At 68.0% G+C, this 22,831-nt stretch carries 22 protein-coding genes; 6 read left to right on the top strand and 16 right to left on the bottom strand.

Translation table 11 applies throughout. From position 1 onward, the window contains the following. Window positions 1–3 precede the first annotated feature (3 nt). Both HHL11_RS20090 and rlmD read left to right on the top strand, forming a co-directional pair. Complete coding sequence (locus HHL11_RS20090) at window positions 4–789, top strand: 3'-5' exonuclease (protein ID WP_169420351.1); 786 nt, start codon at window positions 4–6, stop codon at window positions 787–789. A 54-nt stretch (window positions 790–843) separates the two neighbouring features. After that, a complete protein-coding gene (gene rlmD / locus HHL11_RS20085; protein WP_169420350.1) occupies window positions 844–2,238 on the top strand; it encodes a 23S rRNA (uracil(1939)-C(5))-methyltransferase RlmD in 1,395 nt (464 codons plus the stop codon). Window positions 2,239–2,280: 42 nt separating this feature from the next. On the opposite strand, the gene HHL11_RS20080 is transcribed toward rlmD, so the two are convergent. Then, entirely contained in the window at window positions 2,281–2,979 is a 699-nt protein-coding gene (locus tag HHL11_RS20080) for a Bax inhibitor-1 family protein (protein ID WP_169420349.1), read from the bottom strand. 120 nt (window positions 2,980–3,099) lie between these two features. Between HHL11_RS20080 and HHL11_RS20075 the strand changes: the two genes are divergently transcribed. Next, window positions 3,100–3,507, top strand: a complete 408-nt coding sequence (locus HHL11_RS20075; protein ID WP_169420348.1) for a heme-binding protein — start codon at window positions 3,100–3,102, stop codon at window positions 3,505–3,507. 82 nt (window positions 3,508–3,589) lie between these two features. Here HHL11_RS20075 and hemP read toward each other — a convergent pair whose 3' ends face one another. The 8 genes from hemP to HHL11_RS20035 form a co-directional block, all read right to left on the bottom strand. Continuing rightward, a complete protein-coding gene (gene hemP / locus HHL11_RS20070) occupies window positions 3,590–3,775 on the bottom strand; it encodes a hemin uptake protein HemP (RefSeq protein WP_169420347.1) in 186 nt (61 codons plus the stop codon). Then, window positions 3,772–4,185 carry an ExbD/TolR family protein gene (locus HHL11_RS20065; protein WP_169420346.1) on the bottom strand — a complete coding sequence of 138 codons (414 nt, stop codon included), beginning with the start codon at window positions 4,183–4,185 and terminating at the stop codon, window positions 3,772–3,774. Before HHL11_RS20065 ends, hemP begins: the two co-directional genes overlap by 4 nt. Before the next feature lies 1 nt (window position 4,186). Further along, the gene (locus HHL11_RS20060) at window positions 4,187–4,903 is read right to left on the bottom strand and encodes a MotA/TolQ/ExbB proton channel family protein (RefSeq protein WP_169420345.1); all 717 of its coding nucleotides are present in this window, start codon (window positions 4,901–4,903) and stop codon (window positions 4,187–4,189) included. Window positions 4,904–4,920: 17 nt separating this feature from the next. Then, window positions 4,921–5,640, bottom strand: coding sequence for an energy transducer TonB (locus HHL11_RS20055; protein ID WP_169420344.1), 720 nt, complete (start codon window positions 5,638–5,640; stop codon window positions 4,921–4,923). A 55-nt stretch (window positions 5,641–5,695) separates the two neighbouring features. Then, entirely contained in the window at window positions 5,696–5,953 is a 258-nt protein-coding gene (locus tag HHL11_RS20050; protein ID WP_169420343.1) for a (2Fe-2S)-binding protein, read from the bottom strand. A 79-nt stretch (window positions 5,954–6,032) separates the two neighbouring features. Next, window positions 6,033–7,097, bottom strand: a complete 1,065-nt coding sequence (locus HHL11_RS20045; RefSeq protein ID WP_169420342.1) for an alpha-hydroxy-acid oxidizing protein — start codon at window positions 7,095–7,097, stop codon at window positions 6,033–6,035. A 55-nt stretch (window positions 7,098–7,152) separates the two neighbouring features. Beyond that, the gene (locus HHL11_RS20040; protein ID WP_169420341.1) at window positions 7,153–7,833 is read right to left on the bottom strand and encodes a Fe2+-dependent dioxygenase; all 681 of its coding nucleotides are present in this window, start codon (window positions 7,831–7,833) and stop codon (window positions 7,153–7,155) included. A gap of 19 nt (window positions 7,834–7,852) precedes the next feature. Further along, entirely contained in the window at window positions 7,853–10,072 is a 2,220-nt protein-coding gene (locus HHL11_RS20035; RefSeq protein ID WP_169420340.1) for a TonB-dependent receptor, read from the bottom strand. 163 nt (window positions 10,073–10,235) lie between these two features. On the opposite strand from HHL11_RS20035, the gene HHL11_RS20030 reads away from it, so the two are divergent. Both HHL11_RS20030 and feoB read left to right on the top strand, forming a co-directional pair. Continuing rightward, complete coding sequence (locus tag HHL11_RS20030; protein WP_169420339.1) at window positions 10,236–10,556, top strand: FeoA family protein; 321 nt, start codon at window positions 10,236–10,238, stop codon at window positions 10,554–10,556. Continuing rightward, window positions 10,553–12,433, top strand: coding sequence for a FeoB small GTPase domain-containing protein (feoB, locus tag HHL11_RS20025; RefSeq protein ID WP_169420338.1), 1,881 nt, complete (start codon window positions 10,553–10,555; stop codon window positions 12,431–12,433). Before HHL11_RS20030 ends, feoB begins: the two co-directional genes overlap by 4 nt. Before the next feature lies 1 nt (window position 12,434). Here the strand turns inward: feoB and bfr are convergent, their stop codons facing one another. From bfr to ppsR, 6 genes are all read right to left on the bottom strand, one after another. Then, window positions 12,435–12,911: a bacterioferritin gene (gene bfr, locus HHL11_RS20020; RefSeq protein ID WP_169420337.1), complete on the bottom strand. Its 477-nt coding sequence runs from the start codon at window positions 12,909–12,911 to the stop codon at window positions 12,435–12,437. A gap of 83 nt (window positions 12,912–12,994) precedes the next feature. Continuing rightward, on the bottom strand, window positions 12,995–14,539 hold the full coding sequence (ahpF, locus tag HHL11_RS20015) for an alkyl hydroperoxide reductase subunit F (RefSeq protein ID WP_169420336.1): 1,545 nt from the start codon (window positions 14,537–14,539) through the stop codon (window positions 12,995–12,997). Window positions 14,540–14,625: 86 nt separating this feature from the next. After that, window positions 14,626–15,198 carry an alkyl hydroperoxide reductase subunit C gene (gene ahpC / locus HHL11_RS20010; protein ID WP_169420335.1) on the bottom strand — a complete coding sequence of 191 codons (573 nt, stop codon included), beginning with the start codon at window positions 15,196–15,198 and terminating at the stop codon, window positions 14,626–14,628. Between the two features lie 148 nt (window positions 15,199–15,346). After that, window positions 15,347–17,467: a TonB-dependent siderophore receptor gene (locus HHL11_RS20005; RefSeq protein WP_169420334.1), complete on the bottom strand. Its 2,121-nt coding sequence runs from the start codon at window positions 17,465–17,467 to the stop codon at window positions 15,347–15,349. 97 nt (window positions 17,468–17,564) lie between these two features. Then, on the bottom strand, window positions 17,565–18,707 hold the full coding sequence (locus HHL11_RS20000) for a PepSY-associated TM helix domain-containing protein (RefSeq protein WP_169420333.1): 1,143 nt from the start codon (window positions 18,705–18,707) through the stop codon (window positions 17,565–17,567). A 58-nt stretch (window positions 18,708–18,765) separates the two neighbouring features. Continuing rightward, on the bottom strand, window positions 18,766–19,587 hold the full coding sequence (gene ppsR / locus HHL11_RS19995; RefSeq protein WP_169420332.1) for a posphoenolpyruvate synthetase regulatory kinase/phosphorylase PpsR: 822 nt from the start codon (window positions 19,585–19,587) through the stop codon (window positions 18,766–18,768). 184 nt (window positions 19,588–19,771) lie between these two features. Here ppsR and ppsA point away from each other — a divergent pair, with 184 nt between their 5' ends. Further along, window positions 19,772–22,162, top strand: a complete 2,391-nt coding sequence (gene ppsA / locus HHL11_RS19990; RefSeq protein WP_169420331.1) for a phosphoenolpyruvate synthase — start codon at window positions 19,772–19,774, stop codon at window positions 22,160–22,162. Window positions 22,163–22,180: 18 nt separating this feature from the next. Here ppsA and HHL11_RS19985 read toward each other — a convergent pair whose 3' ends face one another. Then, on the bottom strand, window positions 22,181–22,789 hold the full coding sequence (locus HHL11_RS19985; protein ID WP_169420330.1) for a hypothetical protein: 609 nt from the start codon (window positions 22,787–22,789) through the stop codon (window positions 22,181–22,183). Window positions 22,790–22,831 lie beyond the last annotated feature (42 nt).

Here is a 22,831-nt window from a genome sequence, read left to right as displayed (position 1 = left end):
GGCATGGCCTGGCCCGTACTTGTCTTCGACATCGAATCCATTCCTGACGTCCAGGGGCTGCGCTTGCTGCGCGGTTCGCCCCCGGAGCTGACTGACGCGGAGGTCTACGAACAGTGGGCCAAGGAGCGCAAGGACAACGGCCAGAGCGACTTCATGCCGTTGCACCTGCAGCGCATCCTCGTCATCAGCTGCGTGTTCCGCAACGCCGAGGGCCTGCGGGTGCATTCCTTCGTGGACAAGGACGATGCCAGCGAAGGCCGCATCGTGCAGCAGTTCTTCCGCACCATCGAGCAGAAGACGCCGCAGCTGGTCAGCTGGAACGGCGGTGGCTTCGACCTGCCCGTGCTGCACTATCGCGGCCTGCGCCACGGCGTCACCGCCGGCAAGTATTGGGACCTCGGCGAGGACGACCGCGAGTTCAAGTGGAACAACTACATCAGCCGTTACCACATGCGGCACCTGGACCTGATGGACCTGCTGGCCATGTACCAGCCGCGCGCCAACGCGCCGCTGGACGCGATGGCCAAGCTGTGCGGCTTCCCCGGCAAGCTGGGCATGGATGGCTCGCAGGTCTTCAACGCCTACCGTGACGGCAAGCTGGACGAGATCCGCCGCTATTGCGAGACGGACGTCATGAACACCTACCTGCTGTATTGCCGCTTCCAGAAGATGCGCGGCGGCTTCACCGAAGCGGAATACGACCAGGAGATCGCCTTCGTCAAGGAGACGCTGGCCGGCCTGGCGCCCGCCGAGGCGCACTGGCAGGAGTACCTGGCCGCCTGGGTGTGATGTCCGGCGCAGCGTGCGCAAGCCCTCGGCCTGCGCACCAGCGACAATCGGGGGATGAGTGAACTGAAAGAGCCGGAGCCCCTGCCCGAGGGCTGGCTGGAGATCGAATCGCTGGACATCGAGGCCCAGGGCGTCGCCCGGCGCCCGGACGGCAAGGTGGTGTTCGTCGACGGCGCGCTGCCTGGCGAACGGGTGACGGTCAAGGTCAACCGCAGGAAGAACAACTGGGAGCAGGCCACCCTGGTCGCGCTGCACCGCGAGTCGGCGCAGCGGGTGCGCCCGGGCTGCCCGCATTTCGGCCTGCACGAGGGCGCCTGCGGCGGCTGCAAGATGCAGCACCTGCACCCCGCCGCCCAGGTCGCCATCAAGCAGCGGGTGCTGGAGGACAACCTCTGGCACCTGAGCAAGGTGAAGCCGGACAGCATGCTGCCCGCCATCGAAGGGCCGGCCTGGGGCTACCGCTGGCGCGCCCGCTTCAGTGTGCGGCACGTGCGGAAGAAGGAGACGGTGCTGGTCGGCTTCCACGAGCGCAAGAGCCGCTACGTGGCCGACATCAGGGAATGCCACGTGGTGCCGCAGCACGTCAGCGACCAGCTGCTGCCGCTGCGCGCGCTGATCGGCTCCATGGACGCCATCGAGACCTGCCCGCAGATCGAGCTGGCCTGTGGCGACAGCGTGACCGCGCTGGTGCTGCGGCACCTGGAGCCGCTGTCGGCGGGCGACCTGGCGAAGCTGCGCGCTTTCGCGCAGGAGCATCCCGGCGTGCAGTGGTGGCTGCAGCCCAAGGGGCCGGATACCGTGAAGCTGCTCGATGAGGGCGGCGAGGAACTGGCCTACGCGCTGCCGGAGTTCGGCATCACGATGCCGTTCCGGCCGACTGACTTCACCCAGGTCAACCCGCACATCAACCGCGTGCTGGTGGACCGCGCGCTGCGCCTGCTGCAGCCACAGCGCAAGGAGCGGGTCATCGACTGGTTCTGCGGCCTGGGCAATTTCACGCTGCCGCTGGCGACGCTGGCCGGCGAGGTGCTGGGCATCGAGGGCAGCGAAGCGCTGGTGGCGCGTTCGCGCGAAAACTTTGCGCGCAACCAGCAGGGCCGCGCCACGCCGCTGGCGACTACGCGCTTCGAAGCGCGCAACCTGTTCGAAATGACGCCGCAGCAGCTGGTGGCCGACGGCGCCGCCGACCGCTGGCTGGTGGACCCGCCGCGCGAAGGCGCCTTCGCGCTGGCCAAGGCGCTGGCCGACCTGCACCAGGACAAGTCGCTGCGGGCGGGCTGGCATCCGCCCAGGCGCATCGTCTACGTCAGCTGCAACCCGGCGACCCTGGCGCGCGACGCCGGCCTGCTGGTGCATCAGGCGGGCTACACCTGCTCGCTGGCGGGCGTGGTGAACATGTTCCCGCATACGGCGCACGTGGAGTCCATTGCGGTCTTCGACCTGCAATGAAAAACGGGGCCCGCGGGCCCCGTTTTTTTCGAGCGTGAAGGCTCAGTCGTCGCCGGCCGTCAACCCCAGGATCGCCAGCAGGCTCTGGAAGATGTTGAACAGGTCCAGGTACAGCGCCAGGGTGGCGTTGATGTAATTGGTCTCGCCGCCGTCGACGATCTGCTTCAGGTCGTACAGCATGTACAGGCTGAAGATGCCGATGGCCAGCGTGCTGATCATCATCATGCCGGCGGTGGAGCCGACGAACACGTTGACCGCCGCGCCGATCATCAGCACCAGCGCGCCGGCGAACAGCCACTTGGACATGCCGGAGAGGTCGCGCTTGATCACCGTGGCCAGGGTGGCCATCACCAGGAACACGCCCGCCGTGCCGCCGAAGGCGGTCATCACCAGCGCGGGGCCGTTCTTGAAATGCAGCACCGCGATGAGCATGCGCGAGAGCATCAGCCCCATGAAGAAGGTGAAGCCAAGCAGCACGGCGACGCCGGCCGCCGAATCCTTGGTCTTCTGGATGGCGTACATGAAGGCGAAGGCGCCGCCCAGGAACACCACCAGGCCGAGGCCGCCGTTCAGGCTGCGGGTGATGCCGGTGGCCACGCCCAGCCAGGCGCCGAGCACCGTGGGCACGAGGCTGAGGGCGAGCAGCCAGTAGGTGTTGCGCAGCACCTTGTTGCGCTGCTCCACCGAGGTCAGCGCGTCGCCGTAGCCGACGGACTGGAGGGTCTGGTAACGGTCGTTCATCGATTCTCTCCTGAGGCCTTGCACGGCATTAGATGCGAGCATTCTAGGTTGGTTCAAGCTGAGTAGACCAGGGGAACACTACTGCCTTCGCTATGCTCTCGTTTTTCCTGAATTACAGCCATGAAGACCAAATCCTTTCTCGAAGCCGCCGACGTCAAGGCGATCCTCGCCGCCGCCGAAGCCGAAGCCGTCGCCAACAAGTGGGCCGTGACCATAGCCGTCGTCGATGACGGCGGCCATCTCCTGGGCCTGCTGCGCCTGGATGGCGCCGCCGCGGTCTCGTCGCACATCGCGCCGGCCAAGGCCCATACCGCGGCCCTGGGACGCCGCGAAAGCCGCGTGTACGAGGAGATCATCAACGGTGGCCGCGTGTCCTTCCTGAGCGCTCCCGGGATCGAGGGCATGCTGGAAGGCGGCGTGCCGGTCGTGAAGGACGGCCAGTGCATCGGCGCCGTCGGCGTGAGCGGCGTGAAGTCGACCGAGGATGCGCAGGTTGCGCGCGCGGGGATTGCGGCGCTGGGGCTCTAAGACCGTGGCGCGGTGCGCGGCGGAGCTGCGCACCCTACATGCGGCCTCGTAGGGTGCGCAGCTCCGCTGCGCACCGCACGATTCACTTGGTGAGTATGAGCTTCCCAAGCCGCGTGGCCTGCAGCCGGTAGACCTCGCCGTTGTGGGCGATCTCCACCAGCCGCTGGCCGCGCAGCAGCACTTCGCTGGGCACGGGCGCCGGTCTCTGCGCCGGCGCCGCCGGCTGTTCCGCGACCGGGACGGGACGTTGCGGCGGCAGTCCGTTCATGGTTTCTGCGGGTCCGTGACGAAGCCGATCTTGTGCAGCCCGGCGCGCTGCGCCGCCGCCAGGGCCTGCGCCACCTTCTCGTAGCGCGCGTCCTTGTCGCCGCGCAGGTGCAGTTCCGGCTGCGGGTTCGCGGCGGCGGCCGCGGCGAGCCTGGGTTCCAGGTCGGCGTCGGCCAGCTGCTGCTCGTTCCAGAAGTAGTGCCCCTGCGGGTCCACCGACAGCCGGATCGTTTCCGGCTTCACCTCCACCGGCGTGCTCGTCGCATGCGGCAGGTTGATGTTGACGGCGTCCTTCATCACCGGCACGGTGATCATGAACACGATCAGCAGCACCAGCATGACGTCGACCAGCGGCGTCATGTTGATCTCGTTCATGACGTCGTCGGTGTCGTCCTGGGTCCCGAAGGCCATCTCAGGCTCCCTTCTTCATCGCCACCACCTTGGTCAGGTCGCCGTGGGCGGAGACGCGGGCGCCGGTGACGAAGTAGGCGTGCAGGTCGTGGGCGAAGCGGTTCAGCTTGGCCAGGATGGACTTGTTGCCGCGGACCAGGGCGTTGTAGCCCAGCACCGCGGGGATGGCGACCGCCAGGCCCAGCGCCGTCATCACCAGCGCCTCGCCGATCGGGCCCGCCACCTTGTCGATGGTGGCCTGGCCGACGGAGCTCATGGACAGCAGCGCGTGGTAGATGCCCCAGACGGTGCCGAACAGGCCGACGAAGGGCGCCGTGGAACCTACCGAGGCCAGGACCGCCAGACCAGCCTGCAGGCGCGCCGTGGCTTCGTCGATGGAGTTGCGCATGGAACGCGTGATCCACTCGCTGGCGCCCAGGGAGTCGTGCAGCTGCGGCTGCGCGTTGTGGTGGGCGGCTGCCTCGCGGCCTTCGAGCGCCAGGGCACGAAAAGGATTGGCGGGGTCGGTCCCGAGCTTGTCCAGGCCGTCGGCGAAATCGGCGGCATGCCAGAAGCTCTCGATGCGGCGCGACTGGCCGGCGTAGCGGCGCAGGTCCAGCGCCTTCACCACGATCACCATCCACGAGGCGAGGGACATCACCAGCAGCAACAGCGCCACCAGCTTGGTGACGAGGTCGCCCTGGTTCCACAGGTGCATCAGGCCGAATTCGGTGTTCATCGTTGTTCCTTGTTTCTTCAGTTCTTGCGCAGTTCCCAGTTCACCGGGACGTTGACCCACATCTGCTCGGGCACGCCGCCGCGCTTGCCGGGCACGTAGCGCCAGCTGCGGGCGGCCTTCACGGCGGCCTGGTCCAGGCGGTCGAAGCCGCTGGACTTCTGCACCTGCGCGTCCTGCGCGGTGCCGTCCGTGCCGATCAGCACCCGCACGACCACCAGGCCTTCCTCGCCGAGGCGGAAGCTCATGGGCGGATAAGGCGGCGGCGGGTTGTGCAGGTAGTCCGCGTCCTTGGTCGGCAGTTCGACCTTGGCGACCGGGGCGGGAGCGGGTGAGGGCGCCGCCGGCGCGGGAGCAGCTGCAACGGGCGCGGCCACTGGCGGCGCCGGGGGCTGCGGCTCGGTGGCGCCCGTGGGGGCCTGCGGCGCCGGCGTCGTGTCGCGGATCGCCAGCGGCTTGGGCGCGGGCGGCAGCGGAGCCGGCGTCGGCTTGTGCTGGACGACGGGGCGCACGGGCTCCGGCTTGGGCGGGATCACGGGCGCGGGCGGCGTCTCGACCTTCGGCGCGGGCGGCGTCAGCACCTCGCTGACCATGGCGATCGGGACGATGATTTCGACCGCGCGCTGCAGCAAGCCCTGTTGCAGGGCCCAGAGGGCGGCGATATGGAGGGTGACCACGCCGGCTGCGATGCCGGCGTGGCGGCGCAGGGGATGCGGGGCGGAGGGGTACGGCAAGGCCATGCTCATGATGCGGCCCGGGAATGCAGCGGCTGCGGGCGGGTGGACGCGAGGCGGATCAGGCGGCGGGGCCCGCCGGCCAGGCGCTGCTTTGCTGGATGGCCGGCGCGAGCTGCACGACCGCGGTTTCGCAGTGCAGGGCCGCCGTGGGATGGCTGGCCTGGCATTGCGCCACGACGTCGCGGGCACAGCCCTCGCAGTTGCCGCATTGCGTGGCCACGCCCAGCTCGAACTGGATGTCGTCGAAGCTCATGCCGGCCCGCGCATGGCGGGCGATTTCGCGGTCGGAGACGCGGCGGCAGACACAGACGATCATGATGGAATGAGCCTTCGAGGATTGCGGTGTGATGCGAAGTATAAATGCGAATTCTTCGCATTTGCAATGCCCTTTGGATTTAGAGGATTCCGGCTGCGGGCGCGTGGCCCAGCAGTTCGCGCCCGGCCTCGGCCGGACTGCGCAGGCCGCACTGGGCCAGCGCAATGGTGAGCTCGTCGCGCAGCAGGCGCAAGGCATGGGCCGCGCCGGCGGCGCCGGCGGTGGCCAGCGCATGCAGCAGCGGGCGGCCGACGAGCACGGCACGGGCGCCCAGCGCCAGCGCCTTCAGCACGTCGGTCCCGCGGTGGATGCCGCCATCGACCAGCAGCGGTAAAGCGTCGCCGACGGCGTCGGCGATGCGGGGCAGGGCGACGGCGGTGGGCGGCAGGCCGTCCAGCGTGCGGCCGCCATGGTTGGAGACCACCAGGCCGGCCAGCCCCAAGCGGGCCGCGTCGCGGGCATCCAGGGGGTTCAGCACGCCTTTCAGCAGCAGCGGCAGCTTCGTTTCGCCTTGCAGCCAGGCGACGTCGTCCCAGGTTGGCGCGCGGGCCAGCAGGTCCGGCAGGCTGGCTGGTGCCGGGCCGGGGTCGGCCGGGACCGCCTGGACGGCGGGATGCGGCGCGCGGACGCTCGCGTCGACGGTGAGGACCAGGGCCTCGAAGCCGGCCGCCTCGGCCCGCCGGACGCGTTCCAGCGTGGCCTGGCGGCTTTCCAGGAGGTACAGCTGGTACCACAGCGGTCCCCGGCCGGATTCGCTCACCACGGCCCGCGCCACGACTTCCATGGGCAGGCTGGACTGCATGCTCAGCACCAGGCCGGCGCCTTGCACGGCCGCGGCCAGGCCCAGCGCGAGTTCAGCGTCGGAATGCGCCAGCTGCTGCAGTGCCATGGGCGCGGCCAGCAGCGGCGTGGGCCAGCGCCGGCCCAGCAGTTCGATTTCGGTGGACAGCCCGGCCAGGGGTCGCAGTACCCGCGGCCAGAGCTGCAGGGCGTCCCAGGCGGCGCGGTTGGCGCGGGCGCTGAGGCCGTCGCCGGCCGCCGCCATGAAGTAGTCCCAGGCGGCAGGCGCGAGCTTCTCGCGCGCATGCGGCTCGTAATCCGCCAGGCAGCGGATGCCTTCGGGAATCGCCTGCAGAGGGGTCATTCGGAACCTCCGTGCCGCGCACTGCGGTATTCGCCCTTGGGGCGGCCCGGCGGGCTCATGTCTCAGCCCACATCCGCAGCAGGTTGTGATACGTGCCCGTCAGGGCGACCGCCGCCGGCGTCTCGCCGTGCTCGCTGCGCAGCTGCGTGATGGCGTCGTCCAGTTGCAGCAGCAGGGCGCGCTGCTCGTTGCTGCGCACCATGCTCTCGATCCAGAAGAAGGAAGCGAGGCGGGCTCCGCGCGTCACCGGCGTCACTTCGTGCACGCTGGTGCCGGGGTAGAGCAACGCCTCGCCGGCGCGCAGCTTCATGCGCTGCGGCAATGCGCCGCCGTGGATCACGAGCTCGCCGCCCTCGTATTCGTGCGGCTCGCTCAGGAAGACGGTGCAGGACAAGTCGGTGCGCACGCGTGTCGCGCCCTGGTCGGCGAAGCGGATCGCGTTGTCGACATGGGCGCCGTACAGATTGCTCTCGCCTGCATAGCGGTTGAACTGCGGCGGGAACAGCTTGCGCGGCAGCGCCGCCGCCAGGAAGCGCGGCGAGCGCTCCAGCGCGCGCGTGACGAGTGCCTGCAGCTCGCGCGCCGCTTCGCTGTCCGGCGCGAGCTGCTCGTTGCGCTTGGCCTGCGCGGCTTGCGGGCCGGCGGTGGCCCGGCCATCGGTCCACTCCGCCCTGGCCAGCCAGGCGCGAGCTTGGCGCAGCTGGTCGGCGTCGAGCAAGGGCAGGGTGAGGAGCATGGATCGGGCCTTTCCGGCGTCAGAGGAAGCGCGCCGTCAGCGTCAGCTGCACCAGCCGGCCGGCACCGGGCACATAGTGTCCCCGGTACAGCGAGTCGGCGTAGTACTTGTTGCCCACGTTGGTCACATTGCCGCGGATGCTGTAGCGGTCGTTGATGGTGTACTCCGCCAGCAGGTCCACCGTGCCGAAGCCCGGCGCATTCCATGCCGGCGGCGTGGTGTCGGCCGGCGACTGCTTGCTGCGGAAGTTGACGCCGCCGCCCACGCGCCACTGCGGCGTGAGCTGGTAGGTGGTCCACACCGTGCCGCTGTGGCGCGGGCTCAGGCCCGGGCGGTCGCCCACCCGGTTGCCCGCACTGGTGGCGGTGGAGGCGGCCTCGTCGACGACGGCGATCGGCATCCACATGTACGACAGGTACATCTCCCACTGGCGCGTGATGCGGCCGACGGCGTCGAGCTCGACGCCCGCCGTGTGGCGCTTGCCGGTCAGCAGCAGGCGCGTGGCGGCGGTGTCGGGGTCGGTGTTGCGCTCGTTCGTCTTGGTCGAGCGGAACAGGGCGAAGCGGGTCGAGAAGCGCTTGTCGGCGCTGTCGATGCGGCCGCCCAGCTCCAGGTTCTCGCTCTGCTCCGGCGGGGTGTTGGCGCTTTGCGCGTTGTACGAGTAGGTGTCGCCCGAGGTGTTGAAGGACGTGCCCCAGGAGAAGTGGAACGAGTGCTGCGCGGTCGGCTGGTACAGCACGCCGACGCGCTTGCTCCAGTCGGAGATCTTCTGCTGGTAGCTCTGCGCGGTGCCCGGCGTGGGGTAGTTGTCGTAGTCGCCGTCCATCCAGTCGTAGCGCAGGCCGCCCAGCACCTTCCAGTGCGGCGCCAGGGTCACCATGTCCTGGGCGTAGGCGCCCATGGACTTGTTCACGAACTGGTTGCCCACGCGCAGCGTGCGCAGGTCCTCGTTGACCCAGGCGCCGTCATCGGGCGTGCCGACCAGCGTGTTGGGCTTCACGGGGACGATGCCGCCCTGTGCCGCGGTGAGCGGCTGGAACACCGTCTTCTGCTCGCGCGCGAGGTCGATGCCGGTCAGCACCTGGTTCTCGTAGCCGGCGACCTTGAAGGCGCCGCTGAAGTCGCTTTGCAGGTAGGTGGTGTCGAGGTTCTGGATCTTGACGTTGAGGCCGCGCGTGAGCACGGTGTTCGGCCCGAGGTTTTCCAGCGAGGTCCCGGCCGTGTTGGCGAAGCGGATAGCGCTGGCGCGCTGGTCGCGCTCGAACCAGCCCTTGCGCACCTGCGTGCGCCACTCGCTGCCGCCGGCGAAGCGGTGCGTGTAGGCCAGGCCGGCCCACTTCGCCATGCCGTCGTTGCGGTCGCTGGCCATGCCGTAGTAGTTGGTCGGGTCGACGCCGCGCCAGATCGTGCTGTCCGCCTGGCTGGACGAGGGCGAGGGCTTGATCCACGGCAGGCCGTAGTTCACGCCGTTGTTGTTGTTCAGGTAGTAGAGCTGGGCCGCGAACTCGTTGCTGCTGTCGATGCCGGTGCGGTAGCCCAGCGCCAGGCCTTCCTTGTCGATGCTGCTGCCGCTGCCGTTGTTGTCGGCCTTGGTGCGCATCACGTTCAGCCGCAGGCCAGCTTCCTCACCGGTCTGGATGTTGAAGTCGCCGGTGATGCGGCCGTAGTCGTGGCTGCCGATCGTGGTGATCACTTCGTGCTGCGTGCTCGCCATCGGCAGCTTGCTGGCCTGGTTGACGACGCCGCCGGTGGAGCCGTGGCCGAACAGCATCGACGCGGAGCCGCGCAGCACTTCGATGCGGTCGAGGTTGAAGGTGTCGCGGTCGTAGAACGCCGGGTCGCGCATGCCGTCGAGGTAGATGTCACCCGTGGCGGCCAGCGAGAAGCCGCGCAGGCGGATGTCCTCCTCGCCGCCTTCGGCCGCCTGGAAGGTGACGCCGGCGGTGTTGCGCAGCACGTCCTTGACGGTGTCGAGGTTGCGGTCGTCGATCAGCTTTTCGGTGACCACCGTCAGCGACTGCGGGATGTCGCGCAGTTCCTGCTTGCCCTTGCCGATGTTCGTGGTGTCGGTCTTGAGCGTGTCCTTGCCCTGCGGCACCGTCTCGGTCACCGTCACGGTCTTCAGGGTGGGCGTGGGGTCGGCTGCCTGCGACCAGGCGCTGGCGGATGCAGCGAGCAGCATGGCGCCCAGCGGCAGCAGGGCAGGTTCGGAAGAGGAACGTCGTTCTTGTTGTGCCATAAGGCCTCCATCGGCCCGCGGCGGCGGGCGGTTGCGAAAGAGGCTGGCTGGACGTGGATCTTGCTGGCCGAATTTTTATTGCTGCGATTGTAACGCGCAAATGAGAATCTCTCGCATTTGCAATACAATGGGGGCAGAAACCAAGCACAACGCCAGGACCGCCATGAACACGCGAACGCTGCCGCCTACCGGTTTGTCCGTTTCTTCCGCCCCGTCCGGCCGCGAGCCGGCCGTGCAGCGGCTCGACCAGGCGCCCAAGGGCCATGTCTGCACCGTCCGCCACGTGCAGGCGGATCCGCAGGTGCCCGAACGCGCCCGCCAGCTCGAAGAGATCGGCTTCTACCCGGGCGAGCGCGTGACGGTGATGACCCGCGGTTTCCCGGGCGGCGATCCCATCGTGGTTCGCATCGGGCAGTCCACCTTCGCGCTGCGTGGCGCCGAAGCGGCCTGCGTGCACGTAGAGCCAGCCCTCCAGGCGCAGTGAACGAAGCAGTCATCCACCTCCATCCCGCCGGCCGCCTCGCGGCCCTGGTGGGGAATCCGAACGCCGGCAAGACGGCGCTGTTCAACCGCCTGACCGGCAGCAACCAGAAGGTCGCCAACTACGCCGGCGTCACCATCGAGCGCAAGGAAGGCCGGCTGAGCCTGGCCAACGGCAAGTCCGTGCGCGTGCTGGACCTGCCTGGCACCTACAGCCTGCATCCACGCTCGCCGGACGAGCGCGTCACGGTCGATGTCCTGCACGGCACTGCCAAGGGCGAGAAGCGCCCGGACCTGGTGGTGTGCGTCGTCGATGCCACCAACCTGCGGCGCAGCCTGCGGCTGGTGCTGGGCGTCAAGCGCATGGGCCTGCCTTGCGTGGTGGCCCTCAACATGGCGGACCTGGCGGCCAGCCGCGGCATCCGCCTCGACCCGGACGCGCTCGCGAGCGAGCTGGGCGTGCCGGTGGTGAGCACGGTGGCCGTGCAGGGCGAAGGTGATGCGGACCTGCGCGCGCTGCTGGAGCGCCAGGAGATCTGGCAGCCCACGACAACGCTGATGCCCGTGCCCACGCCGCCGGGCGACGAACTCCCCGACCACGAGCGCGTGCGCCAGATCCTCGAGCGGCTTGGCCTCGACGTCGTGGCGCCGCACCTGGTCAGCGACCGGATCGACCGCTTCGTGCTGCACCCGGTCATCGGACCGATCCTGCTGGCAGTGCTGCTGTTCCTGGTGTTCCAGGCGGTGTTCGCCTGGGCCGAAGCGCCCAAGGCCGCCATCGAGGCGGCGACCGAGTGGCTCAGCAAGCTGGTGGGCGGCTGGCTGCCGGACGGCTACCTGCGCAGCTTCGTCACCGACGGCCTGATCGCGGGGCTGGGCGGCGTCATCGTGTTCCTGCCGCAGATCCTGATCCTGTTCTTCTTCATCCTGGTGCTGGAGGAGTCGGGCTACCTGCCGCGGGCGGCCTTCCTGCTCGATCGCATCATGGGGGGCGTGGGCCTGTCGGGCCGCTCCTTCATCCCGCTGCTTTCCAGCTTCGCCTGCGCCATCCCCGGCATCATGGCGACGCGCACCATCGCCAACCCGCGCGACCGGCTGGTCACGATCATGATCGCGCCGATGATGACGTGCTCGGCGCGGCTGCCGGTGTACGCGCTGCTGATCGGCGCCTTCATCCCGCACCGCTCGATCGGTCTCGGCCTCGAACTGCAAGGCCTGGTGCTGTTCCTGCTGTATGTCGCCGGCATCCTCGGCTCGCTGCTGGTCGCGTGGATCCTCAAGCGCACCACCAGCCGCGGCCAGGTGCGGGCGCTGATGATGGAACTGCCCACCTACCACTGGCCGCACTGGCGAAGCGTGGCGCTGGGCCTGTGGCAGCGCACCGAGATCTTCATGCGGCGTGTCGGCACCATCATTCTCGTGCTGACCGTGGCGTTGTGGTTCCTGGCCAGCTTCCCCGGCGCGCCGGAAGGCGCGACGCGGCCGGCCATCGAGTACAGCATCGCCGGCATGCTGGGGCATTGGCTGTCGCTGGTGCTGGCGCCGATCGGCTTCAACTGGCAGATCAGCATTGCGCTGGTGCCGGGCCTGGCGGCGCGCGAGGTGGCGGTGAGTGCGCTCGGGACGGTGTATGCGCTGTCGGGCGAGGACACCGCTGGTGCCCTGGCGCCCATCATCGCCCAGAGCTGGAGCCTGGCGACGGCGCTGTCCCTGCTGGCTTGGTATGTGTTCGCGCCGCAATGCATGGCGACGCTGGCCACGGTGAAGCGCGAAACCGGCGGCTGGAAGTGGGCCATCGTGATGGCCCTCTACCTGTTCGCGCTGGCCTACCTGGCGTCGTTCGTCACCTACCGGGTGGCCGTCGCTTTGGGCTGGGGCTGAGCTACTCCGCCGATTCCATATGGGACTGCAGGTAGTTCTGCAGCCCTACCTTGGCGATCAGGTCGATCTGGGTCTCGAGGTAGTCGATGTGCTCCTCGGTGTCCTCGAGGATGCGGGCCAGGATGTCGCGCGAGATGTAGTCCTGCACGCTCTCGCAGTGCGCGATGCCGGCCTTGACGGTGGCCTGCGCGCCGCGCTCGCTGCGCAGGTCGCAGTCCAGGATCTCGGGCACGTCTTCGCCCACCATCAGCTTGCCCAGGTCCTGCAGGTTGGGCAGGGCGTCCAGGAACAGGATGCGCTCCATCAGCTTGTCGGCGTGCTTCATCTCGCCGATGGACTCTTCGTATTCCTTCTTGGCGAGCTTGCTGAAGCCCCAGTGCTTGAGGATGCGGTAGTGCAGGAAGTACTGGTTGGTGGCGGTCAGCTCGTTCTTCAGCTGGGCCTGGAGGTGCTGGATGACTTGGGGGTCGCCTTGCATGACGGGTGCTCTCCGCTTTGTGTTTATGCCGGCGATTGTGGCGCAGAAGAGGGGGCATTGCGCCCCCTCTGCCATTCCACTCGTCAGCTGCGGATCAGGTGGTCGAAGGCGCCCAGCGCGGCCTTCGCGCCATCGCCGGCGGCGATGATGATCTGCTTGAACGGGACCGTCGTCGCGTCACCGGCGGCGAACACGCCCGGCACCGAGGTCTGGCCCTTGGCGTCGACGACGATCTCGCCGTACTTGCTCAGGTCCACCGAGCCCTTCAGCCACTCGGTGTTGGGCACCAGGCCGATCTGCACGAAGACGCCTTCGAGCTCCACGTGGCGCGTGTCGCCGGTCGCGCGGTCCTGGTAGTCCAGGCCGTTGACCGTGTGGTCGCCGGTGATGGCCGTGGTCTGCGCGTTCAGGATCACGTTGACGTTGGGCAGGCTGCGCAGCTTGCGTTGCAGCACTTCGTCGGCACGCAGCTTGGAGTCGAACTCGACCAGGGTCACGTGCTTCACGATGCCCGCGAGGTCGATGGCCGCTTCCACGCCGGAGTTGCCGCCGCCGATGACCGCCACGCGCTTGCCCTTGAACAGCGGGCCGTCGCAGTGCGGGCAGTAGGCCACGCCCTTGTTCTTGAACTCCTTCTCGCCGGGCACGTTGATGTTGCGCCAGCGCGCGCCGGTGGAGATGACCACGGACTTCGCCTTCAGGGTGGCGCCGCTCTCCAGCTCCACCTCGATCAGGCCGGTGCCGCGCTTCAGCGCCTTGGCGCGCTGCAGGTTCATGATGTCCACGTCGTAGTTGCGCACGTGCTCCTCGAGCGCCAGCGCGAACTTCGGGCCTTCGGTTTCCTTCACCGAGATGAAGTTCTCGATCCCCAGCGTGTCCAGCACCTGGCCGCCGAAGCGCTCGCTGGCGATGCCGGTGCGGATGCCCTTGCGCGCCGCGTACACCGCGGCCGCGGCGCCGGCCGGGCCGCCACCGACGATCAGCACGTCGAACGGGTCCTTGGCGGCGATCTTCTTCGCCTCACGCTCGGCGCCCGAGGTGTCGATCTTGGCGACGATCTCTTCCAGGCTCATGCGGCCGTTGCCGAACATGGTGCCGTTCAGGAAGACCGTGGGCACGCCCATGATCTCGCGCTCCTTGATCTCGTCCTGGAACAGGCCGCCTTCGATCATGGTCGCCTTGATGCGCGGGTTCTGCACCGCCATCAGGTTCAGCGCCTGCACGACGTCCGGGCAGTTGTGGCAGGTCAGCGAGACGTAGACCTCGAACTCGAAATCGCCATCGAGCGCGCGCACCTGCTCCAGCAGCGCCTGTTCCACCTTGGGCGGATAGCCACCCACCTGCAGCAGCGCCAGCACCAGCGAGGTGAACTCGTGCCCCATGGGCAGGCCGGCGAAGCGCGGGCCGTGGTTCTCGCCCGGGCGGGTGATCTGGAAAGAGGGCGTGCGATGCGGACCGCCGCGCGTTTCCGTGACCGTGACGCGCGCAGATGCTTCCGCGATGTCCTTCAGCAGCGCCTGCATCTCGGCCGACGCGGGCGAGTCGTCGAGCGAGGCGACGATCTCCACCGGTTGCGTCATCCGCTCCAGGTAGGCGGCGAGCTGCGCTTTCATGTTGGTGTCGAGCATGGGCGGTTCCCTTTCGAGTTCTTGAATGAAAAAGGCCCGGTCGCGGACGCGCCGGGCCTTCTTGGGGCGAGGTGAAGCGCGTGGGCTTAGATCTTGCCGACCAGGTCCAGCGAGGGCTTCAGCGTCTCGGCGCCTTGCTCCCACTTGGCGGGGCAGACTTCACCGGGGTGCGCGGCGACGTACTGGGCAGCCTTCAGGCGGCGCAGGGTTTCCTTGGCGTCGCGGCCGATGCCGTTGTCGTGCACTTCGATGGTCTTGATGCGGCCTTCGGGATCGATCACGAAGGTGCCGCGCAGCGCCAGGCCGGCGTCCTCACCCTCGGTGATCAGCACCTGGAAGAACGTGGCCAGCTGGTGGTTGGGGTCGCCGACCAGCGGGTACTGCACCTTCTTGATGGTGTCGGAGGTGTCGTGCCAGGCCTTGTGCGTGAAGTGGGTGTCGGTGGACACGCCATACACTTCGGCGCCCAGCTTCTTGAACTCGGCGTAGTTGTCGGCCAGGTCGCCCAACTCCGTGGGGCAGACGAACGTGAAGTCGGCCGGGTAGAACACGACCACGGACCACTTGCCCTTGAAGCTCTGCTCCGTGACCGGCACGAACTTGCCGTTGTGATAAGCGGTGGCGGAGAAGGCGGGGATTTCGGTATTGATCAGGGACATTCTTTTCCTCTATGGCTCAGTAGACGTCGATGAATTGCGTCTATGGAGAATTATGGGGGAAGAAACCCTGCTTCCCCATTGAAAGGCGGCATCGGGCTCTTAGAAGCTGCCTATGGCGATGCTTCCTGTGGGCCCGCGCCTACTGCCCCTAGAAGCGATAGGTCGCACTGGCGATCACGTTGCGCTTGGCGCCGAACCAGCAGTCACCGCGGTTCAGGCAGGTGCTGACGTATTCGCGGTCCGTCGCATTGTTGATGTTCACGGCGTAGCGCCAGTTGCCGGTCTCGTAGGCCAGCATCAGGTCCAGCAAGGTCACCGAAGGCGTCTCCGGCGCCACGCCATCCTGGAACGCACTCATGTAGCGCACGCCGGCGCCCGCCGAAAAGCCGTTGATGCCGCCCAGCGCGAAGCGGTACTTGCCCCACACCGCTGCCTGGTGCTCGGGCAGTTGTTCCAGCGCCGCGTCGACGTTGGTGTAGTTGTAGTGCGCGGCGAGCTCGAAGGCGCTGGTGACGTTGCCCTTGAACTCCAGCTCCAGGCCGTCGGTTCTGGTCTGGCCCGCCTGCGTGAGGCTGGTGCCGGTGTTCACGACCTGGTTCTTCTCCTTCAGCTTGTACGCGGCCAGCGACGCGCTGTAGCGGCCGCCCGGCGGCTCGTACTTCAGGCCCGCCTCGATCTGTTCGCCGCGCAGCGGCGCCAGCGGGATCACCGTGCCGAAGGCGCTGGCCGGCGCCTGCGGCGTGAAGGACTCGCTGTAGCTGATGTACGGCGAGACGCCGCTGGGGAAGGCGTACAGCAGGCCGAGGCGCCTGGTCGTGGCGTTGGTCTTGCTGTCTTCCGAGCCTTCCAGCTGCGTGCTGGAGCGGTCGTAGCGCAGGCCGGCCACCACGATCCAGTTGTCGTAGCGCGCCTGGTCCTGCAGGTAGACGCCGGCCTGCCGCACGCCGGACCGCGGCTGCACGGCCAGCGGCCCCGCCAGCGTGTAGCCGGTGTAGGTGGGCGTGTAGACGTCGATGTTCGGCGAGGTGCCGCCCAGGTAGTCCGGGTAGTCGAAGAAGGACGACGTGTCCTTCGTGTAGCGCGCCAGGTCGAGGCCGGCGACCAGCTTGTGCTTGACGGCGCCGGTGGCAAGGTCGGCCTGCAGGTGCTGGTCGGCCTGCAGCATCTTGGCCTTCGTCACGCTGACGTCGACGAAGCGGCCCAGGACGCGCTGGTTGATCGGGTCGGCGGCCCAGCCCCCCGGCAGCGTGAACGAGTCGCCGTACAGCGAGAAGTAGTCGACGTCGTTGCGCGAATAGCGGAAGTTCTGCCGTACGACGTAGCGGTCGTCGAAGCGATGCTCGAACTGCCAGCCGATCGAGCGGCGCTCCGAGTCGTACTTGTCGAAGCCCGGCTCGCCGATGAAGTGGTTCAGCGGGATCTTGCCGTTAGGGTTGGGCAGCAGCACGCCTTGCCAGGGGAAGAACTGCGACGACGAGCCGCTCTTGTCCTTCTGCCACAGGCCCAGGATGGTCAGCGAGGTGGCGCCACTGGGCCGCCAGGTCAGGGTGGGGGCGATGCCGGCGCGGTCATCGGGCACGTAGTCGACCTGCGTATCGGAGTCGCGGCCCAGCGCGACCAGCCGGTACAGCCATTCGCCGTTCGCGGTCAGCGGGCCGGTGATGTCGGCCTGTAGCTGCTTGCGGCCGTAGTTGCCCAACTGCACGCCCACTTCGCCCTGGAAGCGGTCCTGCGGCAGCTTGCTGACGCTGTTGATCAGGCCGCCGGTGGAACTCTGGCCGAACAGCATGGACGACGGGCCGCGCAGCACTTCGATGCGCTCCAGCGTGTAGGGCTCGACCCGAGTGTTGCTGGTGTACCAGTCGAACATGCGGCGCAGGCCGTCCTGGTATTCGTCGGGGAAGGCGCCGCGGATGCGCGTGCCGTCGCTGCGCGTGTCCAGGCCGTAGGCATTGGAGCGCACGCCGGCCGCGTAATTGAGCGCGTCCTGCATGTTGGTGGCGCCCTGGTCGACCATCTGGTCGCGGGTGATCACCGTGACGGCCTGCGGCGTCTCCATCAGGGGCGTGTCGGTCTTGGTGCCGGTGATCGCGTTCTTCGCCTTGTAGCCGTTGACTGGCGAGGCCGCCGTCTCGCGCTCCGCTGGCGCGATCACGCGCACTTCCGGCAAGGTCTGCACCTGTGCCTGCGCGCCCATGGCCACGCAGGCCGCGGCAAAGGGGATGGCCAGCCGGCGGTTGTGGCTGGCGCGTACTCGTTCTCGTCCCATGGGGCTCTTCTCCTCGATGTGCAACTGGTCGACTGCTGGCTGCACCGGAGGCCCGGTGGGGCTTGCTGGGAATGCGGGGATGCCTAGGCGGCGCGGGTCACGGCGCTCCTTCCAGCGCGACGCCGGCTTCCTTGAGCAGGGGCTGCGGCGCACGCCGCCGCAACCACAAGTACAGGCCGCTGCCCAGGACCACGAGGGTCGCGAGGTCCAGCAGCGCCCACAGGATCTTCATCGGCAGGCCGGCGTAGTCGCCGAAGTGCAGCGGCTGCGAGACGAGCAGCGCCGTCAGGTACCAGGGCAGTTCGGGCGCGGCGGAAACCTGCGCCGTCCGCGCGTCCACGAGCACCGGGCGCGGCAGCTTCGAAGTGAGCGGCGTGTCGCCCTTCAGGAAGAAGGCCGTGTGGTGCGGGCTCGAATAGGCCGTGCCGGGAAAGGCCACGAAGGACAGCTTCGTGCCGGGCACGTGCGCGAGGGCGGCTTCGTAGGACTTCTGCACTGAGGCGCGCTGCGCCGCCGGCACGAGCGGCTGCCCCTTGTACGGTTCGAGCAGGTGGGTGAGCTGGTCGTGCTGCCAGTACTTGATCAGCAGGTCGGCCCAGGTGTTGATCATGCCGGTGGCGCCGACGACGAAGGCCCACGCCAGCGTCACGACACCGAGCAGGTTGTGCAGGTCCAGCCACTTCACGCGGGTGGAGCGGTCACGGCGGACCTCGCCGAAGGCCAGCCGGCGCATGAAGGGCGAATAGAGCACGACGCCGGAGACGATCGCCACCAGCAACAGCAGGCCCATGAAGCCCAGGAACAGCTTGCCCGCCAGGCCCGCGAACAGGTCGACGTGCAACTTGAACAAGATCCACATGAAGCCTTCGTCGAAGCGCGGGCTGGCCAGCACTTCGCCGGTGCGCGCGTCGACGGCCACCGAGCGGAAATCGTCCGTCGGCTCCGGCGTAGGCGTCAGGGTGATGAACCAGATGTCCGGGTTGTCCTCGTCCGGCGAGGCGAACTGCACCACGCGGTCGGGGAACCTGGACTTTGCGACGTCCAGGATGCGGTCGACGCTCACATGCGGCGTCCCGGCCGCCATTTCTGGGGCTTCGACTTCCGTGCCGGTCAGGTGCCCGATCTCGTGGTGGAAGATCAGCGGCAGGCCCGTCAGGCACAGCAGCAGCATGAAAACAGTGCAGACCAGGCTGCTCCACTTGTGCAGCCAGGCCCAGGTCCGGACAGTGCGCGCGCTCATCATGGCGCGCAACTCTATCAGGAAATGAGAGTGATTCGCATTTGTATGTGAAGCAGGCTCAGTATTCCAGGCGTTCGGGCCGGATTTCCTGCAGGATCGTCGTCGCGATTTCCTCGATCGACTTGGTGGTCGTCGAGAGCCAGCGGATGCCCTCGCGCCGCATCATCGCCTCGGCCTCCGCCACCTCGTGGCGGCAGCTTTCCAGCGCGGCGTATTTCGAATTGGGCCGGCGCTCGTTGCGGATCTCGCTCAGGCGTTCCGGCTGGATGGTCAGGCCGAAGATCTTCTTGCGGTGCGCCGTCAGCGCGGGCGGCAGCTGGCGGCGGTCGAAGTCCTCCGGGATCAACGGGTAGTTGGCCGCCTTCAGGCCATGCTGCATGGCCAGGTACAGCGAAGTCGGCGTCTTGCCGCTGCGGCTGACGCCGACCAGGATCACGTCCGCTTCCTCCAGGTCGCGGTTGGACTGGCCGTCGTCGTGCGCCAGGCTGAAGTTGATCGCCTCGATGCGGTCGTGGTACTCCTTGCTCTTGCTGACGTCGGCAAAGCGGCCCACCCGGTGGCTGGACTTCATGCCAAGCTCGATCTCCAGCGGCCGGACGAAGGTGCCGAACATGTCCAGCACCATGGCCTTGCAGCCTTCCTCGATGACTTGGAGCACCTCCACGTTGACCAGCGTGGTGAAGACCACCGGCCGCCGGCCTTCGACCTCCGCCGTGTGGTTCACCTGGCGGACGACCTGGTGCGCCTTGTCCACGGTGTCCACGAAGGGCAGGCGGACGTGGCGGGGCTTGAATTCGAACTGGGCCAGGATGGCATTGCCGAAGGTTTCGGCGGTGATGCCGGTCCCGTCGGAGACGAAGAAGACGGTGCGGGTGTGCATGCTGGGGTCGGGATGGAAGAGGACTGCCGGGCCGGCTCAGGCCGCCTACAATTCCCGCCAATTATCCGAATTCCCGCGCCATGCCTGCCCGCCGCCCCTTCGAACAACTACAAAGCCCAAGGGTGGGGCATGTCGCGTTGCGCTCGCGCGCAGACCCGGTTTCAACTTCTGGAGTATCCGTCCCATGTCTGCACGCTTCTCTCCGACCGCCCTGGTCGTACCGTTTGAGAACCTGAGGATGTCCGATGTCGAGGTCGTTGGCGGGAAGAACGCCAGCCTCGGCGAAATGATCTCGCAGCTGCCCAACGGCGTGCGCGTGCCCACGGGTTTCGCCACGACGGCGCACGCCTTCCGCGAGTTCCTGAAGCACGGCGGCCTGGCCGACCGCATCCGCCAGCGCCTGGAAACGCTGGACACCGAGGACGTGCGCGCACTGGCCGCGGCCGGCGCCGAAATCCGCGGCTGGGTCGAACAGCAGCCTTTTCCGCCGGAGCTTGAAACGGAAATCCGGTCCGCCTTCGAAAAGCTCAGCGGCGGCAACGCCCAGGCCAGCTTCGCCGTGCGCTCCTCCGCCACCGCCGAAGACCTGCCCGACGCTTCCTTCGCCGGCCAGCAGGAGACCTTCCTCAACGTGCAGGGCATCGCCGACGTCCTGCACAAGATGAAGGAGGTCTTTGCCTCCCTGTACAACGACCGCGCCATCAGCTACCGCGTGCACAAGGGCTTCGCGCATGAAGGCGTGGCGCTGTCGGCCGGCGTGCAGCGCATGGTGCGCTCCGACCTGGGCGCGGCCGGCGTGATGTTCACGATCGACACCGAGTCGGGCTTCCAGGAGGTGGTGTTCATCACCTCCAGCTACGGCCTGGGCGAGACGGTGGTGCAGGGCGCCGTCAACCCCGACGAGTTCTACGTCCACAAGCCGATGCTGAAGGCCGGCAAGCGCGCGGTGATCCGCCGCAACCTCGGCTCCAAGCTGATCCAGATGGTCTTTGCCTCCGAGCAGGAAAAGGCGAAACACGGGAAACTGGTGCAGACCACTGACGTGCCGCTGGAGCAGCGCAACCGCTATTCCCTGACCGACGACGACGTCGAGGATCTCGCCAGGTACGCGCTCATCATCGAGCAGCACTACGGCCGCCCGATGGACATCGAGTGGGGCAAGGACGGCACCGACGGCCACCTCTACATCCTGCAGGCGCGGCCGGAGACGGTGAAGAGCCAGCAGCAGGGCAAGAGCGAGACCCGCTACAAGTTGAAGGGCAAGGGCTCGGTGCTGGCCGAGGGCCGCGCCATCGGCCAGAAGGTCGGCACGGGCCCGGTGCGGCTGGTGCACAGCACCGCCGAAATGGACAAGGTGCAGGCCGGCGACGTGCTGGTCACCGACATGACCGACCCGAACTGGGAGCCGGTGATGAAGCGTGCCAGCGCCATCGTCACCAACCGCGGCGGCCGCACCTGCCACGCCGCCATCATCGCGCGCGAGCTGGGCATCCCCGCGGTGGTCGGTTGCGGCGACGCCACCGAGCTGCTGAAGGACGGCACGCTGGTGACGGTGAGCTGCGCCGAGGGCGACACCGGCTTCATCTACGACGGCCTGCTGGAAACCGAGATCACCGAGGTGCAGCGCGGCGAGATGCCCGAGATCGCCACCAAGATCATGATGAACGTGGGCAACCCGCAGCTCGCCTTCGACTTCGCCCAGCTGCCCAATGAAGGCGTGGGCCTGGCGCGGCTCGAGTTCATCATCAACAACAACATCGGCGTGCACCCCAAGGCGATCCTCGACTACCCGAACGTCGACCAGGACCTGAAGAAAGCCGTGGAATCGGTGGCCCGCGGCCACGCGTCGCCGCGCGCCTTCTACGTCGACAAGGTCGCCGAAGGCGTGGCGACCATCGCCGCCGCCTTCTGGCCCAAGCCGGTGATCGTGCGCCTGTCGGACTTCAAGTCCAACGAGTACCGCAAGCTCATTGGCGGCAGCCGCTACGAGCCGGAGGAAGAAAACCCGATGCTGGGCTTCCGCGGCGCGGCGCGCTACATCAGCGCCGACTTCCGCGAAGCCTTCGCGATGGAATGCGAAGCGCTGCTGCGGGTTCGACGTGACATGGGCCTGACCAACGTGCAGGTGATGGTGCCCTTCGTGCGCACGCTGGGCCAGGCCGAGCGCGTGACCAAGCTGCTGGCCGACCAGGGCCTGAAGCGCGGCCAGGACGACCTGAAGGTCATCATGATGTGCGAGATCCCCAGCAACGCCATCCTGGCCGAGGAGTTCCTGCAGTTCTTCGACGGCTTCTCGATCGGCTCCAACGACCTCACGCAGCTGACGCTGGGCCTGGACCGCGACTCCGGCCTCGAGCTGCTGGCGGCGGACTTCGACGAGCGCGACCCCGCCGTCAAGGCGATGCTGTCGCGCGCCATCCAGGCCTGCAAGAAGACCGGCAAGTACGTGGGCATCTGCGGCCAGGGGCCCAGCGACCACCCGGATTTCGCGCAGTGGCTGGCTGACGAGGGCATCGCGTCGATCTCGCTCAACCCGGACAGCGTCATCGCGACCTGGCAGCAGCTGGCGAAGTAGCTTCCGCTGGCGTGGTGGTCACGCCGATATGGCGGCGACCACTTCGCTGAGGAACTGCGCCGCCAGTTCCGGCCCCACCACGGCTCGCAGCACGGCTTCCGTGCGCCGCACGGCGGCGCGGAATTCCTGCGGCGAGGCGGCGGCCTCCAGCCGTACGCACAGGTCGTCGGCCTCCGGCCCCAACAGGTCCTTCAGCCTGGCCACGGCGGCACTCTTCGCCTGGTCCAGGGAGACGGCACGCGCAGCGGGAGTCACCAGTGCGCCGGGTGCCGAATCGAGCGGTGGCATGGAATCCAGGGGCACCGGCCCGGACTCGAGCGGCGCCGGGCCGGAGAGGTAGCCCCAGGTGGCGTCGAGCGCATCGGAATCGAACAAGGGCGCCGGCGCGGTGGGCGGGCCGGCGCGCGGCGAGCCGGCCTCGATGTAGCCCTCGGCGGCCAGCTGGGCCAGCAGTTGCTCGGGATCGCCCAGCACCCGCGCGAGGCGCGCCAGTTCGGCGTAGCTGCGCCGGCCGTCGACCAGGATCAGCATGGAGCGCTGCCTGGGCGTCAGCCCGCTTTGCTGGCGCGTGGCTATCGCCTCCGCGCCTTTCGCCGACTTGTGGTAGGTGGCACTCTTGTCCAGCATGGCACCCTTGCACCGTCTTGGTTGCCGGTTGTTACCGTTGGA

The organism is Ramlibacter agri, assembly GCF_012927085.1.
Taxonomy (GTDB): Bacteria; Pseudomonadota; Gammaproteobacteria; order Burkholderiales; family Burkholderiaceae_C; genus Ramlibacter; species Ramlibacter agri.
The sequence above is the reverse complement of the archived record's forward strand: the minus strand, read 5'-3'. Positions and strand labels throughout refer to the sequence as shown.

Bases quoted from the DNA above. Each gene is read 5' to 3' on its own strand.
- HHL11_RS20080 (WP_169420349.1), bottom strand. From the start codon at position 2,979: ATGAACGACCGTTACCAGACCCTCCAGTCCGTCGGCTACGGCGACGCG.
- ahpC (WP_169420335.1), bottom strand. From the start codon at position 15,198: ATGTCCCTGATCAATACCGAAATCCCCGCCTTCTCCGCCACCGCTTAT.
- HHL11_RS20090 (WP_169420351.1), top strand. From the start codon at position 4: ATGGCCTGGCCCGTACTTGTCTTCGACATCGAATCCATTCCTGACGTC.
- HHL11_RS20030 (WP_169420339.1), top strand. From the start codon at position 10,236: ATGAACACGCGAACGCTGCCGCCTACCGGTTTGTCCGTTTCTTCCGCC.
- ppsA (WP_169420331.1), top strand. From the start codon at position 19,772: ATGTCTGCACGCTTCTCTCCGACCGCCCTGGTCGTACCGTTTGAGAAC.
- HHL11_RS19985 (WP_169420330.1), bottom strand. From the start codon at position 22,789: ATGCTGGACAAGAGTGCCACCTACCACAAGTCGGCGAAAGGCGCGGAG.
- ppsR (WP_169420332.1), bottom strand. From the start codon at position 19,587: ATGCACACCCGCACCGTCTTCTTCGTCTCCGACGGGACCGGCATCACC.
- HHL11_RS20005 (WP_169420334.1), bottom strand. From the start codon at position 17,467: ATGGGACGAGAACGAGTACGCGCCAGCCACAACCGCCGGCTGGCCATC.
- HHL11_RS20065 (WP_169420346.1), bottom strand. From the start codon at position 4,185: ATGGCCTTCGGGACCCAGGACGACACCGACGACGTCATGAACGAGATC.
- HHL11_RS20075 (WP_169420348.1), top strand. From the start codon at position 3,100: ATGAAGACCAAATCCTTTCTCGAAGCCGCCGACGTCAAGGCGATCCTC.
- rlmD (WP_169420350.1), top strand. From the start codon at position 844: ATGAGTGAACTGAAAGAGCCGGAGCCCCTGCCCGAGGGCTGGCTGGAG.
- HHL11_RS20040 (WP_169420341.1), bottom strand. From the start codon at position 7,833: ATGCTCCTCACCCTGCCCTTGCTCGACGCCGACCAGCTGCGCCAAGCT.
- HHL11_RS20045 (WP_169420342.1), bottom strand. From the start codon at position 7,097: ATGACCCCTCTGCAGGCGATTCCCGAAGGCATCCGCTGCCTGGCGGAT.
- HHL11_RS20055 (WP_169420344.1), bottom strand. From the start codon at position 5,640: ATGGCCTTGCCGTACCCCTCCGCCCCGCATCCCCTGCGCCGCCACGCC.
- HHL11_RS20050 (WP_169420343.1), bottom strand. From the start codon at position 5,953: ATGATCGTCTGTGTCTGCCGCCGCGTCTCCGACCGCGAAATCGCCCGC.
- HHL11_RS20035 (WP_169420340.1), bottom strand. From the start codon at position 10,072: ATGGCACAACAAGAACGACGTTCCTCTTCCGAACCTGCCCTGCTGCCG.
- bfr (WP_169420337.1), bottom strand. From the start codon at position 12,911: ATGCAAGGCGACCCCCAAGTCATCCAGCACCTCCAGGCCCAGCTGAAG.
- HHL11_RS20060 (WP_169420345.1), bottom strand. From the start codon at position 4,903: ATGAACACCGAATTCGGCCTGATGCACCTGTGGAACCAGGGCGACCTC.
- HHL11_RS20000 (WP_169420333.1), bottom strand. From the start codon at position 18,707: ATGAGCGCGCGCACTGTCCGGACCTGGGCCTGGCTGCACAAGTGGAGC.
- hemP (WP_169420347.1), bottom strand. From the start codon at position 3,775: ATGAACGGACTGCCGCCGCAACGTCCCGTCCCGGTCGCGGAACAGCCG.
- ahpF (WP_169420336.1), bottom strand. From the start codon at position 14,539: ATGCTCGACACCAACATGAAAGCGCAGCTCGCCGCCTACCTGGAGCGG.